16 protein-coding genes are annotated in these 17123 nt (G+C 57.4%); all 16 read left to right on the forward strand.

Annotation, left to right across the window (positions count from 1 at the left end):
* Positions 1-45: 45 nt before the first annotated feature.
* The 16 genes from EII11_RS00290 to mihF all read left to right on the forward strand — a co-directional run bounded on the left by EII11_RS00290 (position 46) and on the right by mihF (position 17104).
* On the forward strand, positions 46-225 hold the full coding sequence (locus EII11_RS00290; RefSeq protein ID WP_124867453.1) for a ubiquitin-like protein Pup: 180 nt from the start codon (positions 46-48) through the stop codon (positions 223-225).
* Between the two features lies 1 nt (position 226).
* Positions 227-1615 (forward strand): Pup--protein ligase, encoded by a 1389-nt coding sequence (pafA, locus tag EII11_RS00295; protein WP_124867455.1) that lies wholly within the window; start codon positions 227-229, stop codon positions 1613-1615.
* A gap of 158 nt (positions 1616-1773) precedes the next feature.
* Positions 1774-2817 carry an FKBP-type peptidyl-prolyl cis-trans isomerase gene (locus tag EII11_RS00300; RefSeq protein WP_205649181.1) on the forward strand — a complete coding sequence of 348 codons (1044 nt, stop codon included), beginning with the start codon at positions 1774-1776 and terminating at the stop codon, positions 2815-2817.
* Between the two features lie 81 nt (positions 2818-2898).
* A complete protein-coding gene (gene aroC, locus EII11_RS00305; RefSeq protein WP_124867457.1) occupies positions 2899-4122 on the forward strand; it encodes a chorismate synthase in 1224 nt (407 codons plus the stop codon).
* Positions 4115-5713: a 3-dehydroquinate synthase gene (gene aroB / locus EII11_RS00310; protein ID WP_124867459.1), complete on the forward strand. Its 1599-nt coding sequence runs from the start codon at positions 4115-4117 to the stop codon at positions 5711-5713. Before aroC ends, aroB begins: the two co-directional genes overlap by 8 nt.
* Positions 5703-6266 (forward strand): shikimate kinase, encoded by a 564-nt coding sequence (locus tag EII11_RS00315; RefSeq protein ID WP_124867461.1) that lies wholly within the window; start codon positions 5703-5705, stop codon positions 6264-6266. The genes aroB and EII11_RS00315 overlap by 11 nt, the downstream gene beginning before the upstream one ends.
* Positions 6267-6309: 43 nt before the next feature.
* Positions 6310-6873 carry an elongation factor P gene (gene efp / locus EII11_RS00320; protein ID WP_124867463.1) on the forward strand — a complete coding sequence of 188 codons (564 nt, stop codon included), beginning with the start codon at positions 6310-6312 and terminating at the stop codon, positions 6871-6873.
* Positions 6874-6875: 2 nt separating this feature from the next.
* Positions 6876-7667 (forward strand): transcription antitermination factor NusB, encoded by a 792-nt coding sequence (gene nusB, locus EII11_RS10950; protein ID WP_240622989.1) that lies wholly within the window; start codon positions 6876-6878, stop codon positions 7665-7667.
* Positions 7668-7829: 162 nt separating this feature from the next.
* Positions 7830-9026 carry an MFS transporter gene (locus EII11_RS00330; RefSeq protein WP_124867467.1) on the forward strand — a complete coding sequence of 399 codons (1197 nt, stop codon included), beginning with the start codon at positions 7830-7832 and terminating at the stop codon, positions 9024-9026.
* Between the two features lie 160 nt (positions 9027-9186).
* Positions 9187-9762: a bifunctional pyr operon transcriptional regulator/uracil phosphoribosyltransferase PyrR gene (pyrR, locus tag EII11_RS00335; protein ID WP_124867469.1), complete on the forward strand. Its 576-nt coding sequence runs from the start codon at positions 9187-9189 to the stop codon at positions 9760-9762.
* Position 9763: 1 nt separating this feature from the next.
* Complete coding sequence (locus EII11_RS00340; protein ID WP_124867471.1) at positions 9764-10756, forward strand: aspartate carbamoyltransferase catalytic subunit; 993 nt, start codon at positions 9764-9766, stop codon at positions 10754-10756.
* The gene (locus EII11_RS00345) at positions 10749-12062 is read left to right on the forward strand and encodes a dihydroorotase (RefSeq protein ID WP_124867473.1); all 1314 of its coding nucleotides are present in this window, start codon (positions 10749-10751) and stop codon (positions 12060-12062) included. The genes EII11_RS00340 and EII11_RS00345 overlap by 8 nt, the downstream gene beginning before the upstream one ends.
* Positions 12059-12556, forward strand: coding sequence for a carbamoyl-phosphate synthase domain-containing protein (locus EII11_RS00350; RefSeq protein ID WP_124867475.1), 498 nt, complete (start codon positions 12059-12061; stop codon positions 12554-12556). The genes EII11_RS00345 and EII11_RS00350 overlap by 4 nt, the downstream gene beginning before the upstream one ends.
* On the forward strand, positions 12556-15855 hold the full coding sequence (gene carB, locus EII11_RS00355) for a carbamoyl-phosphate synthase large subunit (RefSeq protein WP_124867477.1): 3300 nt from the start codon (positions 12556-12558) through the stop codon (positions 15853-15855). The genes EII11_RS00350 and carB overlap by 1 nt, the downstream gene beginning before the upstream one ends.
* Positions 15852-16700: an orotidine-5'-phosphate decarboxylase gene (pyrF, locus tag EII11_RS00360; RefSeq protein ID WP_124867479.1), complete on the forward strand. Its 849-nt coding sequence runs from the start codon at positions 15852-15854 to the stop codon at positions 16698-16700. Before carB ends, pyrF begins: the two co-directional genes overlap by 4 nt.
* Before the next feature lie 92 nt (positions 16701-16792).
* Positions 16793-17104, forward strand: a complete 312-nt coding sequence (gene mihF, locus EII11_RS00365) for an integration host factor, actinobacterial type (protein ID WP_124867481.1) — start codon at positions 16793-16795, stop codon at positions 17102-17104.
* Positions 17105-17123 lie beyond the last annotated feature (19 nt).

Below are 17123 nucleotides of genomic sequence, written 5' to 3' on the forward strand. Positions count from 1 at the left end.
CCTCTTCCCCCAGGCTTTCCACCATTTTTATCTGAAGGAATAAACGTGGCTCAAGAACAGCTCTACGGCGGTCCCGCCGACTCCGACAACGACGACGAATTTACCGCCGGGCACGTCCAAACCCAGGCAACCTCCATTGATGATCTCCTTGACGAGATTGACACCGTCCTCGAGACCAACGCCGAAGCCTTCGTTCAAGGCTTCGTGCAGAAGGGCGGTCAGTGAGATGAGACGGCGAGTCTTCGGCATCGAAACGGAATATGGACTGACAGCGGCCTCCACCACAGGAGGGCCGCCCCCCATTGATGCTGAAGCAGCAGCTCGCTACCTCTTCTCGCCCCTGCTCAATGCAGGGCGCACCTCTAATCTATTCACCCGCAACGGTGGCCGCCTCTACCTTGACGTGGGCTCACATCCCGAGTACGCCACCGCCGAATGTGACCGCCTGGAGGACCTCCTTGCACAGGTGCGAGCAGGCGGCCAAATGCTCGTTGACCTTTCCCTTGAAGCCGCGCCCCTCATGCGCGCTGACAATGTGGAAGCCTCCTTGCACCTCATTGCGAATAATCTTGACTCTCAGGGCAACTCCTATGGATGCCACGAAAACTACCTCCTGCACCGCAGGCGCGACTTCCGTGAGGTAGCTGACGCCCTCGTCGCCTTCTTCATCACACGCCAGATCCTCGTGGGATCTGGGCATATTCGTACAGACTCGCCCACCGCCGCCTACTGCTTCTCGCAACGCGCGGACCAAATGTGGGACGCTGTCTCATCGGCAACCACACGCTCGCGTCCGATTATTAACACCCGCGACGAACCCCTCGCTGATTCAGGCTCCTACCGAAGAATGCACGTGATCGTAGGGGACACGAATATTGCCGAGCCGACCACAGCACTGAAAGTGGGTGCCACAGAGCTTCTTCTCACCGCTGTCGAGGACGGCCTGCGTATTCACGACCTCGCCTTGGCCGACCCGATGCGCGCTATCCGCGAAATCAACAATGATCTCAGTGGAACCGTCACCCTTGAGCTCACTGACGGCCGCATGATGACAGCCGTACACATCCAGGATCAGATTCGCCAACGCGTCATCACTCGACTTGAGGGCACTGAGCTCAGTTCTATGCACCGCTACGTTCTTGATCTGTGGAACCGAGGTTTGCGTGCCATTGAAAGCGGTGATTGGAGCAGCATTAACACGGAACTCGATTTCGCCATTAAGAAGAGACTTCTTGATTCCTACTGCGCCCGCACCGGCGCAGCTTTGAACGATCCGCGGGTTGCTCGGCTGATGCTCATGTATCACGAAATCACGCCCGGGGGCATGGTGGAGAAAATGGAAAATAGCGGCATGATGAAGCGCCTCACCACCGCCCAGCAGGTGCGTACCGCCATGACAACTCCACCTGCGACTACCCGCGCTCACCTGCGTGGGCGCGCCATTGGGGCCGCACAGGACGCCCGAGCCGATTTGGCTGCGGACTGGATGCACCTACGCCTTGATGACGCTTCCGTGGTCCCAATCGCTTTACAGGACCCGTTGAGTAATGAAGATCCCCGCGTCGATGCTCTCATCGATAGGATCCATGCCCATACCCCTCTTTTGCCCGCATAACCATGACCCCTGATCCTCAACACACGGAGCAGCCGACTGGGAGTAGGCGGCCTGAAATCCCTCATCTTCCCTCTCGAGCTGAATTACACCAACGGCCTCGGGCAGGAGGGCGGCTATCGACCCCGGATCGGCAGTCCCCAACCGGCGATCCTCGCCCCTTGAGTGAGGGCCGCAAATACGCCATCACCCTGCCGCCGCCCTCACGGATGCTCAGCATCGTGGGACTCGTTGTGACACTGCTGGTGATTGCTCTTGTCGTGTGGGGTCTTCGTGGGACTTCTCCCCAGACGGAAGGGAACGAGGTTGCGAGCGGCGTCAGCCCTGTCCAGGGGGAACAGTCGACATCAACAGTTTTCGACCTGATTAAAGTATCCGGCCGTGTGGGGGCTACCCCCGTGCTTAATCTGACTGCTCCCATTGAGATGAAGGGCTCAAAACGTCGGATCTACGAACAGGGAAATGGGCGCTCTATTGCCCACAACACCCCTGTCCTTGTCGCTATCACAGCCTTCGATGGGCAAAGCGGCAGCGTTCTTAACCCTTCGGGAAGGGCACGTCTTCTTGTCGGACATGCGGATGCAGCAACACTTGGGGAAGACCTGCTGTCATCAGTCATTGGTCTATCCGAGGGCAGCAGAATCATCGTTGTCCGCTCGCTCAATCCCAATGCCACAGCACCGGGAGCCTCGTCAGCGGTAGAGATCGACGTCGTTGATATTTTGCCAGCCATTGCAACCGGTGTCGTTCAGGAGGGGGCCAATGGAGAGCCTCTCCATGTGGAGATGGGGGATGAAGGACCGGTTATCTCTCATGGCCCAAATGTTCCCTCTGGCCTCACCACGCAGCTTCTCTTGAAAGGTGAGGGCGCTCAGGTGAACGAGGAAGACAATGTCGTTGCTCAGTACATTGTCATGGGTTGGAGTGACGGCATCCAACGACAGAGCACATGGTCAACCGGTGTTCCTGAACTCATTAATTTGAAGGACGCTATGCCTGGCATCAGCCAAGCACTCATTGACCAGCGCGTTGGCTCGCGAATCGCAGTTACTATCCCACCGGATCTTGCAACGGGTGATGACAGCCTTGCTGTCGTCATTGACATTCTCGGTACTGAACCGGCTTCGCTCGCTGACACCATTCCGCAGTCAGACGGAGGAGTGGACAGCGACCAAAGCGGAAGTATTCACTCCGCACCACGCTGATAGGTCCTATCGCTGGGTTGTCTTAGCTGGGCTGTCTCATTTACGGGTGGGCACGAGTGACGTATGTGGGAAACTAGAGGAATGTTGCGATGGCTAACTGCAGGTGAATCCCACGGCCCGGCGCTGGTCGCCACAATTGAAGGCGTGCCCTCTGGGCTCACTATCACAACCCAAATGGTCCGTGACGCTCTTGCGCGCCGCCGTCTGGGGTATGGACGTGGCGCACGCCAGAAATGGGAACAGGACGAGGCCACCATCCTTGGCGGCGTTCGTCATGGCGTGACCACAGGGGCTCCCATCGTTATCCAGATCGCGAACTCCGAATGGCCCAAGTGGCAGACGGTGATGTCAGCCGATCCTGTTGATCCAGCCGATCTGTTGATTGATGCTGGCACTGGTGACGAACGAGAGGTCGCCCGCAATAAACCGCTCTCGCGTCCTCGCCCAGGCCACGCCGACATGGCGGGTATGCTCTCGTATGATCTGCCCGACGCCCGTCCGATTCTGGAACGCGCAAGTGCCCGCGAGACTGCTGCCCGCGTTGCCCTGGGAGCCATCGCGGAGGCGATGTGTGAACAGATTGCCGGTATTCGCCTAGTCAGCCACGTCGTGGCCGTCGCTGAGCAACAAGCACGGCACATGAGCTTGCCTCGCCCAGAAGATGAAGCTGCGCTCAACGAATCCCCTGTGCGCACCTGCGATGCGGAAGCTGAAGCCCGTTTCATCAGCCGCATTGATGAGGCAAAATCGCAGGGAGACACCGTTGGAGGCGTCGTCGAGGTTGTCGCATGGGGGGTTCCCATTGGTTTGGGCACGCACGTCCAAGCTGATCGCCGTCTGGATACACGAATTGCCGGGGCACTCATGTCCATCCAGTCGGTGAAGGGGGTGGAAATTGGAGATGGTTTCGCCCAAGCTGCCCTTCCTGGATCCCGTGCTCACGATGAGATTATCCGCGACACCTCCGGCAATCTCACCCGCGTTTCCAACCACGCCGGGGGGATTGAAGGCGGTATGTCCAACGGGCAGCCGATTGTTGCTCGCGCTGCTTTCAAACCGATCTCAACGGTGCCGCGCGCTCTTCGTTCAGTCGACATGCGTACCGGTGAAGAAGCCACGGCGCTTCACCAACGATCGGATACCTGTCAGGTGGTTCCTGGCGCGTTGATTGCCCAAGCAGAAGTAGCTCTGGTGCTGGCGGATTTACTGAGCACGCACGCTGGCGGCAATTCCGTCACCGAGGCGAAGCGCAATCTTGAGTCTTACCAAGCCCGAATCCACGAGAGGATCACCTGGGATGACTGATACTCTCCAGCCCGCCTCGATGCCAGTAGTCTTTATCGGCATGCCGGGAAGCGGCAAATCAAAGGTGGGGCGGGGCGTTGCCGCTGAACTGGGCGTTGAATATGTCGACACGGACGCCCTCGTGGAGGAACGCCACGGCCAAACAATCGCTGATATCTTCGCCAACGAGGGCGAAGATGCGTTTCGCCGTTACGAGGCCGATGCCGTTGCCGCAGCTCTAGACACAGCTTCCGTTATCTCCTTGGGCGGGGGAGCGGTGACCACTCCTCGGGTGCGCGAGCTTTTGAGCGGCCATACGGTGATCCATATTGATGTCGCTTTGGAAGAACTGGTGCGTCGCACAGCGGGTAAGGAACACCGCCCACTCCTGCGCGACGATCCTGCTCGGGTTCTTGCTGAGCTGTTGGAAGCTCGCGGGCCACTGTATGAGGAGGTGCGTACCCACCGCATCACCTCGGATTCCTCGCCGGTAGGGGACGTTATTGCTCAGGTGTGCGACCTACTGGCCCCTATGACAGTCATTGAGGTTGGGGGAGAGTCCGCCTATCCAGTTTGCATTGGAGCTCGTCGACCGGCACACCAGATTTGTCGGGTGTTCTCGCCTGCCACCCAGCGTCTGTTGATTGTTCATCCTGATGGGTTATCCGACTATGTTGCGGATATTGTCAGTGATTGTGAAGCGGCAGGATACTTGTGTGCAACGATGACTCACCCCGATGGTGAGGCTGCGAAAACCGTTGAGGTGCTTGCCACTGGCTGGGACGCTGCGGCGCAGGCGCGACTTTCACGCCAGGATGCGATTATTGGTGTCGGCGGGGGAGCAACCACCGACCTTGCTGGGTTTATTGCCGCCACATGGCTGCGTGGTATTGATGTCATTCAGGTTCCTACGACGGTGCTCGGCATGGTTGACGCTGCTGTGGGGGGGAAGACAGGTATTAATACGCTGGCTGGAAAGAATCTGGCCGGTGCGTTTCACCCGCCGCGGGCTGTCATTGAGGATTTGCGAGTCCTGACCACCTTGCCCGCCGAGGACGTTCGCGCAGGTTTTGGGGAGATTATTAAATGCGGATTTATTCGAGATCCGCAGATCCTTACCCTCTTGCGAGAGAATCCCGACGCTGCTCGTGATGTGACATCGTGGCACATGCGTGAATTGATCGCGCGCTCTGTGCAGGTCAAAGCTGATGTAGTCAGTGCTGATTTAAAGGAATCAGGTTTGCGTGAAATCCTCAACTACGGACACACTCTTGCCCACGCCATTGAGCGCTGTGAGAACTACCAGTGGCGCCACGGTGAGGCAGTCGCCGTTGGCTGCGTTTTTGCCGCTGAATTAGCCCACTCTCTGGGCATGCTCACCGAGGCAGACGTTGACGCACACCGAGAAATGTTCGAACTGGCGGGTCTTCCCACAAGCTATAGCGGTGCTTCTTTGGAGGCACTCCTTGGCATCATGATGTCGGACAAGAAGGTGCGTGGCGGAACTTTGCGTTTTGTTCTTCTGGAAGGGCTACACAACCCGCGTACTGTCGAGATCACTGCCGAGCAATTGCGTGTGCCCGCACGAAAGGTAGGAATCCATGTTGACTGAGGATTCATCGGCAGTACTCCCACAGCCAGCGCGTTCGGTCATTCTCATCGGTGCGAGTGCGACGGGGAAAACCAGCGTGGGCAGGGATCTTGCTGCCCAGCTCCTCGTAGATTTCTTGGACCTTGATGATCTTGTGGAAGAAGCATTGGGGGCGTCTATGGACGCACTCGTGATCGACGATCATCCTGAGCTCGTCCCCACTCAAGAGCGTCTTGCCTGTGAACTACTCCGTCAGGAGCGTCTGAGCGCCGATGGGGGAGCGGTGATCGCCTTAAGTCCGAGTGTGTCAATCATGCCGACGGTGCTGGGTGCCGTGCGTGAAGCGCGCGAGAACGGCCACCTTGTTGTTGAGCTGTATGCCTCAATGAGTGAGATCGCCCGTCGGACGGGCTTGAATGCGCCGCGTGCGGTCGCTCTGGGTGCTCCGCGAGCGATACTGGCTCGCCTCATGGAGCAGATGCGCCAGATCCACGGCGATGTCGCGCAGGTGAGTGTGGACACTGTTGGCCGTAGCACTGACATCATTAGCCAGGAAGTACGCAATTCGTTGTAGAATTGCGGCCGTTCCGTATTTTCCTCTAACAGAAGGTAGAACCGTGGCGACTACGAATGATCTCAAGAATGGCATGGTGATGGTGATTGAGGGCCAGCTGTGGCAGGTCGTCGAATTCCAGCATGTCAAGCCGGGTAAGGGTCCCGCATTCGTGCGTACCAAGATCAAGAACGTCCTCTCGGGCAAGATCGTTGACCGTACCTTCAACGCTGGTGTGAAGATCGAGACCGCCACCGTTGACCGCCGTGATTACACCTACCTGTACCAGGACGGCAACGATTACGTATTCATGGACACCTCCACCTACGAGCAGATCAACATTCCCGGCGAGGTCGTTGGCGACGCACGTAACTTCATGATCGAAAACCAGGACGTTATCGTCTCCATGCATGACGGCAATGTCCTCTTCATTGAGCTGCCCGCTACCGTTGTCCTGACCATTGCTCACACCGAGCCTGGCCTGCAGGGCGACCGCTCCAACGCTGGTACCAAGCCTGCCACCCTGGAAACCGGCTACGAGATCCAGGTTCCTTTGTTCATGGAAGAGGGAACCCGCGTGAAGGTTGACACCCGCGACGGCTCCTACTCCGGCCGCGTCACCGACTGATCGTGACAAAACATCAGTTCACATCCCGCACGAAGGCCCGCAAGCGTGCGGCGGATGTTGTCTTTGAGGCGGATCAGCGCGGTATGGGCTCCAATCCCGAGGTTCTGCGTGACCTTCTGCGTGAGCGTAAGGTCATTACCGCTGCGCTAACTCCGCTTCCTGACTACTCCATCCGCATTATTGAGGGTGTCGCTCAGGAGCTGCGTCGTATTGATACGCTCATTGACGATCATGCTGACGTCGCTGGGTTGGATCGTATTCCCGCCGTTGACCTTGCTGTCATGCGAGTTGCCGTGTGGGAAATGTTGGCCAACCAGGAAGATGTGCCTGCGGTGATCGCCATTGACGAAGCGATTTCTATCGTCAAGTCGATTTCGACGGATGCCTCTCCGAACTTTGTTAACGCCGTTTTGGACGCTGTCCGCAAGGAGATTCACTCTCCGGCGTGGACGCGCTCCCGCGTGCATGAGGATGGCATCTATGACGAGGACTCTGCGGAGTCCGATATGTCTGCCATGAATGACGCAGAGGAACTCTCCTTTGAGGATTTCGCCGCCGATATTGCAGCGCCCGAGATGCCTGTCGAGTCTGCGGACGGCCTCGCTTCTGATGCTGACATGGAGGGTGATACTCGTTCTGACGAGGTTATTGCCGATGCCACGGGCGACGATCACAACGAGCCTGAAGACGTCGACATCGAATCCTCCGAGGGGGAGCAGAAACGCTACCCGACCTTGGCTGACATTACGGCTGCTGACCTGGCAGAGCTCGATGAGCTCCTCGATGAATACTGAGGGCCCTCACAGGTAGTGATCCTCAACACCTCGCATTCCCCCGCATGGCATGTTCCTTTTGGAAAACTGACTGCCATGCGGGGGAATATCATAGGGTGCCAATTCGTGATGTTAAACGCTGTCATCCGTGTGGAGAGTCGAGAGTGAGCAGAAAGAGTCAGAATGAAGGACATCCTTATTCACCGGTGGGAACCGGTCCACTCGTGGCTGTTGCTTTCTTTGTTCGTTGGGATTGCTGACCAGTTTCTTTTCGTGTGTTTGAGCTGGATCGTCTTATCTGAGTCCCCACTGGGAACCGCAGTTTCTGTTCTGACGGTCATTTCTTTGGCTCGCCTTCTAGCATTTCTACTTGTCCCGTCACTGAGCACACGCCTGCCACAGCTTTCTATTGCTGCACTGGGGATTAGCGGACGCCTGCTGGCAATGCTCCTTCTCCTGTCGCTTACTGTTGCTCAAACGAATCCTGTATTTCTTCTCGGGGCGCTGCTTCTTTTTGCCGTAAGCGACGGGCTGTTCATCCCTGTTTCATCCGTAATTTTAAGGGCCTTGTCTGCGCCAGATACGTACGTTGGTTCCCTTGCTCTCATGCAGATCGCCGTTAATATTGCGTTAGCCTTCGCAGCAATAATGGGCGGCCTTGCGCTTGAATGGACGACGCGCATAGGTCTGGTTACTTTGCTGGCACTCATGTCCATACTCAACATGGCAACGTTCCTCTTTTTCTTCCGTCGGCATGCTCAAGTGCTCCGCCCAACTTCCTCCCCGGTTGCACTGTCATCAGGGATGCGAGCTGTGTTGGCTCTTCCTGGAAATAAGACAGCCTTCGGTCTCGTCTTCATCCTTGAGCTTATGGTTGCAGGCTCGCTCAACGTGCTATTTCCGCGGGCGTTAACCAGTGGAGGGTACAGCCCTTCTCACTTCGGATACGGCATTGCCTTGTTCGTTGTCACGAGTGTTCTCTGCTCATCAGTTCTAGTCAAGGCCCCGAGAATTGTCGCATTTAAATATTACCTTCCGCTGGTGCTTTTGCTGCCGTCAATTGCTTACAGCTTGGTGATCGCGCATATTCCGGCGGCTTACTTTTTTGCCTTTTCCCTCCTTGGCGCGAGTGCTGCATTTATTGCCCCTTTCCTTTCGAATCGTCTTGCGAATTCCGTCTCTACCGACATGCACCCGCTTCTCTTTACTTTATTCAGCATCACCTCCTATTCGGCGATTTTCATGTCCTACTCACTGTCAGGCCTCATGTTGTACATCTCTGATACAAATACGGTCCTGACCTTCAGTGCCCTTACTTTCTTCGTTCTTGCTGTGTTGTCACTCCAGAAGAACTCAAGCATGGGTGGAAAGGACCAGTAGACCTCCGCTTCTAGTGCTCTCAGCCCCAATAAATTCTTCAGGAACTACGCTCAGCATGTGGGAGGTTCCTCTGTCTTCATTGGCAGTGTTGGTGCTAGAATCTCCGACGGAAATTGAATCCTTTAAAGCCCGTCCTGTGAGGCGGGGAAGGAGGTCCCGCATGGGTCAGTCATATCCACTATCCGACGATCATCGTCACACACGAGGTAAAGACATCCTCGGCGGCGATGACATTGCGCGTTCGCTGACGCGCATCGCGTTTGAGATTATCGAACGCAATCAAGGCGCGGAAAACCTGGTGATTGCCGGTATTCCCACGCGCGGAGCAGTGCTTGCCCGCCGCCTCGTTCAGCGCATCCGTGAAGTTGGCGGTCTGAACACTGACCTGGCCATCATCGACACTACGATGTACCGAGATGATCTGGCTGATCACCCGTTGCGCACCCCGCATCCCACGGAGATTCCTCCCGCAGGTATTGATGGACGCACGGTTGTCCTCGTTGATGATGTGCTCTACACCGGACGCACCATTAAGGCCGCCCTCGACGCCCTCTCTGGCATTGGCCGTCCGGCTGCCGTTCAACTTGCCGTCCTCGTTGATCGAGGCCACCGCGAACTACCCATCCGCCCCGACTTCGTGGGCAAGAACCTGCCAACCTCTCGTCAGGAAACTGTCACGATCCTGCTCGAAGAAACCGATGGGCGCGACGGCGTGCTCCTGGGAAGGAATGACTGATATGAGCCTCAACCACCTCATCACCATCCGCGACCTCGAATACCGTGAGGCCGTCCAGATTCTTGACACTGCCGAGGCCATGGCCGCCACCCAGTCGCGCCGCGTGAAAAAACTTCCCACCCTCCACGGACGCACGGTCGTCAACCTCTTCTTTGAAGATTCCACCCGCACGCGCCTGTCCTTCGAGGCCGCCGCAAAACGCCTCTCTGCAGACGTCATCAACTTCTCTGCCAAAGGCTCATCCCTCTCCAAGGGCGAATCCCTCAAGGACACGGCGCTGACACTTCAAGCAATGGGCGCTGACGCTGTCATCGTCCGCCACTCCGCCTCCGGCGCAGCACACCGCCTCGCACACGCCGGATGGATGAACCTGCCGGTCCTCAACGCGGGGGATGGCACTCACCAGCACCCCACCCAGGCTCTGCTGGACGCCATGACTCTTCGACGTCATTTCAACCGAGACGCCTCCAACCCCGCGGTTGAACCCGTCGCACCAGGCACCGACCTGAAGGGCGCAAAAGTCGTGATCGTCGGTGACATCTTGCACTCGCGTGTGGCTCGCTCCAATGTTGACCTGCTGCACCTGCTCGGCGCTGATGTCACCCTGGTTGCTCCACCAACGCTCTTGCCTGTCGGTATTGAAAACTGGAACTGCGCGGTCGACTACAACCTTGACCGTGCCCTTGCCCAGGGCCCCGACGCTGTCATGATGCTGCGTGTCCAGCGTGAACGCATGAGCGCCGCAGGCGGTGGCTTCTTCCCCTCGCCCGGTGAGTACCACACCCAATATGGGCTGGACCGGCAGCGTTTCAACCGTCTGCCCGATCACACCATCATCATGCACCCAGGCCCCATGAACCGCGGCCTTGAAATCTGCGCTGAAGCAGCCGATTCTCCTCGCTCAGTCATTGTTGAACAGGTCGCCAACGGCGTCTCTGTCCGCATGGCTGCCCTCTACCTCCTCCTCGCCCCGGAAGGCTCCACCAATGACTGACATCCTCATCCGCAACGCCAATATCCTGGGCGAACACGTCGCCGACATCTACCTCGCAAACGGCGTCATTGTTGCCATTGGTGAAGGTGCAGCCTCACACGCTACTGACACCACCCGCGTTATTGACGCTGATGGTCTGATCGCCCTACCGGGCCTTGTTGACCTGCACACCCACCTTCGTGAACCCGGCCAGACCGACGCTGAGACCATCTTCACCGGCACCCGTGCAGCGGCTGTTGGCGGCTACACCTGCGTTCACGCCATGGCCAATACCAGCCCCGTAGCCGACACAGCCTCCGTTGTGGAACAAGTCTGGCGCAAGGGCAAGGAAGCGGGATTCGTTGACGTTCGTCCCGTCGGCGCCGTCACCGAAGGGTTGGAAGGAAAGCACCTTTCCCGTATCGGTGGCATGGCAAACTCTAAGGCCCAAGTGCGCGTCTTCTCCGATGATGGCAAGTGCGTCTCTGACCCGGTGCTCATGCGCCGCGCCCTGGAATACGTGAAGGCTTTCGACGGCGTTGTCGCTCAGCACGCCCAGGACCCTGAACTCACCGACGGCGCTCAGATGAACGAATCTGAGCTGTCCGGCGAGCTGGGTTTGGCCGGATGGCCTGCCGTGGCTGAAGAAGCCATTATCGCCCGCGACATCCTATTGGCTAAGCACGTGGGTTCGCGCCTGCACGTTTGCCACCTCTCCACCGCAGGTTCAGTCGAACTCATTCGTTGGGGTAAGCGCATGGGTGTCAACGTGACTGCCGAGGTCACACCCCACCACCTCATGCTCACCGAAGAACTCGCCGCAACCTACGACCCGCTCTACAAGGTCAACCCTCCGCTTCGCACTGCCGCAGACGTTGAGGCAGTTCGTGAAGGTCTCGCTGATGGCACCATTGACATTGTCGGTACCGATCACGCACCCCATCCACTTGAGTCGAAGGACGTGGAGTGGAACATCGGTGCCTTTGGTATGACCGGGCTGGAAACCGCACTGCCGATTGTCATCACCACCATGGTGGAAACTGGCCGCATGACGTGGGCTGATGTTGCTCGCGTGTTATCCACTACTCCCGCTCAGATTGGCCGCGTCGCAGACCAAGGGCAGGGGATTGCTGAGGGCTCGCCCGCTCACCTCGCTCTTGTGGATCCCACCGTGCGTCGAGTGGTGGATCCTGCCTCTCAGTGGACCCGTTCGACGAACACGCCCTTTGTGGGGATGGAACTGTCTGGTCAGGTGATGTTCACGATCTTTGCCGGCCAGATCACCGTTGATGGCGGCATGCCACTTGTGACGGAGGACCGCGCATGAGCAACGATATTGCCTACCTTATCTGCGATGACGGTCGAATCTTCACAGGACGTGCGTGGGGGGCTAAAGGCGTTCGCGCCGGTATCCTCAGCTTTGATACGCGAATGACCGGGTATCAGGCGGTACTTTCTGCACCTGAGCATGCAGATCGACTTGTTGTTATGACCACCCCGCATATTGGCAATGTTGGGGTGAATGATGAGGCTCCACGCGAGGGTTTCACCATCGCAGGCCTCATTGCTCGTGAGCCCGCGCGGCGCGCCTCAAATTGGCGCTCCACTGGCGACTTTAATGAGCTTCTCGAAGCGAAGGGCGTTATCGGCATTGCCGGTATTGACACTCGCGCGCTCACCCTCCATATCCGTAATCACGAGGGAATCTGCGGAGCTATCATCTCGGGTGAGGCCCTGCCTGCTGGGGCGGCACAACTCACCGATGAGGTCCGCACTCAGCTTTCTCAGATTCTTACTGCAGCCATGGAGGAACAGCACTGATGCCTCGACGTACCGATATCCGCTCCGTCCTCGTTATTGGTTCTGGTCCGATCGTCATTGGGCAGGCCTGCGAATTTGACTACTCGGGCACCCAGGCATGCCGTGTCCTCAAAGACGAGGGCGTGCGCGTCATCCTCGTCAATTCAAATCCGGCAACCATTATGACCGACCCGGAAATGGCTGATGCCACCTACGTCGAACCCATCACACCTGACGTCGTGGCAAGCATTATTGAGAAAGAACGCCCTGATGCCCTGCTGCCAACGCTGGGTGGCCAGACCGCGTTGAATACCGCCATGGCCCTTGCCGAGCAGGGCGTATTGGAGCGTTTCAACGTTGAACTCATCGGCGCGAACGCTGAGGCAATCCGAGCCGGTGAAGACCGTGACGAGTTTAAGGCCATCGTCGAAAAGTGCGGTGCAGAGGTTGCACGCTCGGTGATTGCCCACACCATGGACGAATGTCACGCCGCTGCCGCCGAACTTGGCTACCCCCTGGTTGTGCGTCCCTCCTTCACGATGGGAGGCCTGGGCTCGGGTTTTGCCTACACCCCTGAAGATCTTGAGCGCATTGCGGGACAGGGCTTAGCTGCATCAATTACCACTGAGGTTCTGCTCGAAGAATCCATCCTCGGATGGAAAGAGATCGAACTTGAGCTCATGCGCGACACCGCTGACAACGTCATCTGCGTGTGCTCGATTGAAAACGTTGACCCCGTGGGCGTCCACACGGGCGACTCCATCACGGTTGCTCCTGCATTGACCTTGACGGATAAAGAACTCAGCGATCTTATTGAGGTCGGCAAGTCTATTATCCGCACAGTTGGTCTGGACTCAGGTGGATGCAACATCCAATTTGCTGTTGATCCGACCAATGGCCGGGCTATCTGTATTGAGATGAATCCGCGTGTGTCGCGTTCTTCGGCTCTGGCCTCGAAAGCAACGGGCTTCCCCATTGCCAAAATGGCGGCGCGTCTGGCATTGGGCTACACGCTGGATGAGATTCCCAATGACATTACGGGCACTACACCGGCTTCATTCGAGCCAACGATTGACTACATTGTCGCGAAAGTTCCGCGGTTCACCTTCGAAAAGTTCCCTGAGGCCGATCCGACCTTGACCACTGCCATGAAGGCCGTTGGCGAGGCTATGGCAATCGGCCATACCTACAGCGAAGCCCTGCAGAAAGCGCTGCGCTCAATTGACAAGAAGGGCGTTCAATTCCACTGGGAGGGACCCGTTCCCAACGCGGAAGAAACCGCCGATTTGCTCCGCGCTGCCGCCACGCCAACGGAGTTCCGCCTTGTTCAGGTCCAGCAGGCCATTCGTGGTGGGGCCACCGTTGAGGACCTCTTTGAAGCGACTGCGATTGACCCGTGGTTCCTTGACCAGATGGTGCTTTTGGATGAGATCGCGCAGGAGTTGATCAATGCTCCGGCTCTGACGCGTGACCTGCTTATCCAGGCGAAACGTCATGGCTTTTCTGATCGGCAGATCGCCTCTATGCGTCGGATTTCGGAAATGACCGTCCGTGAGATTCGCGCGGCATTTGACGTTCATCCTGTCTATAAGACGGTTGACACCTGCGCGGGGCAGTTCAGCACGAATACGCCCTACTTGTATTCCACCTATGAGGAGGAAACCGAGGTCTGCCCGCGCGAGCGTGAGGCTGTCATTATCTTGGGTGCTGGACCGAACCGTATTGGCCAGGGGATTGAGTTCGATTATTCCTGCGTGCATGCCACCATGGCTCTGCGTGACCGGTACGAGACGGTCATGGTCAATTGCAACCCAGAGACCGTGTCAACGGATTATGACATTTCCGACCGACTGTACTTTGAACCATTGACTCTTGAGGATGTCCTCGAGGTCTATCGTGCGGAGTGTGCGGCTGGCCCGGTTGCCGGTATGCTCGTTCAACTCGGTGGGCAAACCCCGTTATCCCTCGCTGCTGATCTGGCTGCTGCCGGGGTGCCGATTCTTGGTACGTCGCCTGCTGCTATTGATCTTGCTGAGGATCGGGAGGAGTTTGGAAAGGTCCTGGCTCAGGCGAATCTTCCTGCACCTGCGCACGACGTGGCTTACACGCCCTCTGTTGTTCACGCGGTCGCGGAAAAAATCGGGTACCCGATTCTTGTTCGCCCCAGTTTTGTTCTGGGCGGGCGCGGCATGGAAGTCATTAATGATCGTGCGGGCCTGGATCGCTACCTTGATCGCCCTGACTTGGAGGCGCTTTTCGAGCGCGGTCCGCTACTGATCGACCGTTTCCTTGATGCTGCGGTTGAGATTGACGTCGATGCCCTCTTTGACGGTGAGGAACTGTTTATGGGGGCCGTCATGGAACATATCGAAGAGGCCGGCGTTCATTCAGGCGACTCTGCCTGCGTGCTGCCGCCGATGACTCTTTCAGCTCGCGAGGTAGCCCGCATTGCTGAATCCACCGAAGCGATTGCGCGAGGCGTGGGCGTGAGAGGACTGATTAATATTCAGTTCGCCCTCGTGTCGAATACCCTTTACGTCATCGAAGCCAATCCTCGCGCTTCACGCACGGTTCCCTTTGCCTCGAAGGCAACAGGTGTGCCCTTAGCTAAAGCGGTTGCGTTGATTCAGGTGGGGGAGAGCATCGCTTCTTTGCGTGCGGCGGGAATCCTTCCCGCCGAGGACGCGCGCACTATTCCCGATCATTCGTCGATCGCAGTTAAGGCAGCAGTCTTGCCTTTTAAGCGTTTCCGCCATGCGGATGGATCCGTTGTTGATTCAATCCTTGGCCCGGAGATGCGTTCGACGGGCGAGGTGATGGGCATTGATCGGGACTTTCCGACGGCCTTTGCTAAGTCTCAATCGGCTGCTTTCACCGATTTTCCGACGGAAGGTACCGTCTTTGTGTCGATTGCGGATTCGGATAAGCGCGCCATTGTCTTTCCTCTGATTCGCTTGCAAGAACTCGGCTTTGAGATTCTTGCGACAGAGGGAACTGCGTCAGTTCTTCATCGGAATGGTATTCGCGCTCAGGTGGTGCGTAAGAGTTCCGATGGGAGGGGTCCCAATGGGGAGCCCACTGTTGTTGACATGATTAATGACGGCCTGATCGACATTATTGTGAACACCCCGCAAAGCTCTGAGGATCGTCATGACGGCTATCAGATTCGTACGGCTGCAATGTCTCATGATCGGACGATCATTACGACTTTGCAGGCCTTCCATGCGGCTGTGCAAGCGATTGAGGTGCGTTTACGTGGCCAGTACCGCGTGAAGTCCCTGCAGGAGTGGGACGTGGCCCGTCAGGAGGGTGCGCGATGAGCATGGTGTCTTTTGGGGATCGGCTCTACGCCGCGATGCGTGCGCGTGGGCCGGTCTGTGTGGGGATTGACCCTCATCCGGGTTTGCTGTCGGCGTGGGGCCTACCGATGACGGTCGACGGCTTACGGAGCTTTAGTCTGACGGTGGTGGAGGCTTTGGGTGGCCGTGCCGCAGCTTTCAAACCGCAGGCTGCATTCTTTGAGCGTTTCGGCTCGCGGGGCGTTGCTGTCCTCGAAGAGGTGATTGCGGCCTCCCGCTCAACAGGTACCTTGTGCATCGTTGATGCTAAACGCGGGGATATTGGCTCCACGATGGAGGGCTATGCTGATGCCTTCCTTGATGACGCTTCTGCCTTAGCTGGCGACGCTGTGACTCTGTCGCCTTACCTTGGTGTAGGGGCGCTTGCTCCAGCACTTGACCGTGCCGCAGCCCAAGGGCGAGGTGTTTTCGTGCTTGCTTTGACGTCTAATCCGCAGGGGAAAACGGTGCAACATGCCCGTAATGCGGATGGAGTAAGTGTTGCAGCACGCGTCATTGAGGAGTTAGCAACATTCAACGGGACATGTGATTTTGAACACGCTGGCCCTGTTGGTGCAGTTATCGGAGCAACCGTCGGAACGGCTGTTCAGGATCTCCAGATTGATTGTGGGCATATGCGCGGGATAATTTTGGCACCCGGAATTGGTGCCCAGGGTGCAGGGGCTGAGCAGGTAAAACAAGTTTTCGGCGGCGTCGAAGATCGAGTACTTGCTTCAACTTCTCGAGCAGTTCTTGCGGCAGGGCCAAATATCTCCCAACTACGAAAAGCTCACGACAAGGCTGTTCAAGAACTGGCCGAAATGTGAGATAACTACACCCCCGGTTCTCCCCAAAACCGGGGGTGTAGTGGCATCCTATAAGCGTCATATAACTCTTCATATGGTGAGGGAGAGAGCTCATGGCTCTACCGGATTTGACCCCGCAGCAGCGTGCGGAAGCACTTGAGAAGGCTACGCGCGCGCGTCGTCGTCGCGCCGAGGTCAAGGCAGCACTTAAGACTAGGGAAATGAAGCTGTCTGAGGTTCTTGATCTTGCAGCAAGCGATGAGGCTATTGCCAAGATGAAGGTTGTCTCCCTGCTTGAGTCCCTTCCTCGAGTCGGCGTCAATACGGCCTCCCTGTTGATGGATGAATACAAGATCGCCCAGTCGCGACGTATTCGCGGACTCGGTCCCGTCCAGCGCGAGGCTTTGGTTAAGCGCTTCGGTTAAACATGGCAAGATAGTGTGC

The sequence above is a fragment of the Schaalia canis genome (genome assembly GCF_003858455.1).
Lineage (GTDB): Bacteria > Actinomycetota > Actinomycetes > Actinomycetales > Actinomycetaceae > Pauljensenia > Pauljensenia canis.

Bases quoted from the DNA above. Each gene is read 5' to 3' on its own strand.
- EII11_RS00345 (WP_124867473.1), top strand. From the start codon at position 10,749: ATGACTGACATCCTCATCCGCAACGCCAATATCCTGGGCGAACACGTC.
- aroC (WP_124867457.1), top strand. From the start codon at position 2,899: ATGTTGCGATGGCTAACTGCAGGTGAATCCCACGGCCCGGCGCTGGTC.
- pyrR (WP_124867469.1), top strand. From the start codon at position 9,187: ATGGGTCAGTCATATCCACTATCCGACGATCATCGTCACACACGAGGT.
- carB (WP_124867477.1), top strand. From the start codon at position 12,556: ATGCCTCGACGTACCGATATCCGCTCCGTCCTCGTTATTGGTTCTGGT.
- pafA (WP_124867455.1), top strand. From the start codon at position 227: ATGAGACGGCGAGTCTTCGGCATCGAAACGGAATATGGACTGACAGCG.
- EII11_RS00330 (WP_124867467.1), top strand. From the start codon at position 7,830: ATGAAGGACATCCTTATTCACCGGTGGGAACCGGTCCACTCGTGGCTG.
- EII11_RS00315 (WP_124867461.1), top strand. From the start codon at position 5,703: ATGTTGACTGAGGATTCATCGGCAGTACTCCCACAGCCAGCGCGTTCG.
- pyrF (WP_124867479.1), top strand. From the start codon at position 15,852: ATGAGCATGGTGTCTTTTGGGGATCGGCTCTACGCCGCGATGCGTGCG.
- mihF (WP_124867481.1), top strand. From the start codon at position 16,793: ATGGCTCTACCGGATTTGACCCCGCAGCAGCGTGCGGAAGCACTTGAG.
- aroB (WP_124867459.1), top strand. From the start codon at position 4,115: ATGACTGATACTCTCCAGCCCGCCTCGATGCCAGTAGTCTTTATCGGC.
- EII11_RS00350 (WP_124867475.1), top strand. From the start codon at position 12,059: ATGAGCAACGATATTGCCTACCTTATCTGCGATGACGGTCGAATCTTC.
- EII11_RS00340 (WP_124867471.1), top strand. From the start codon at position 9,764: ATGAGCCTCAACCACCTCATCACCATCCGCGACCTCGAATACCGTGAG.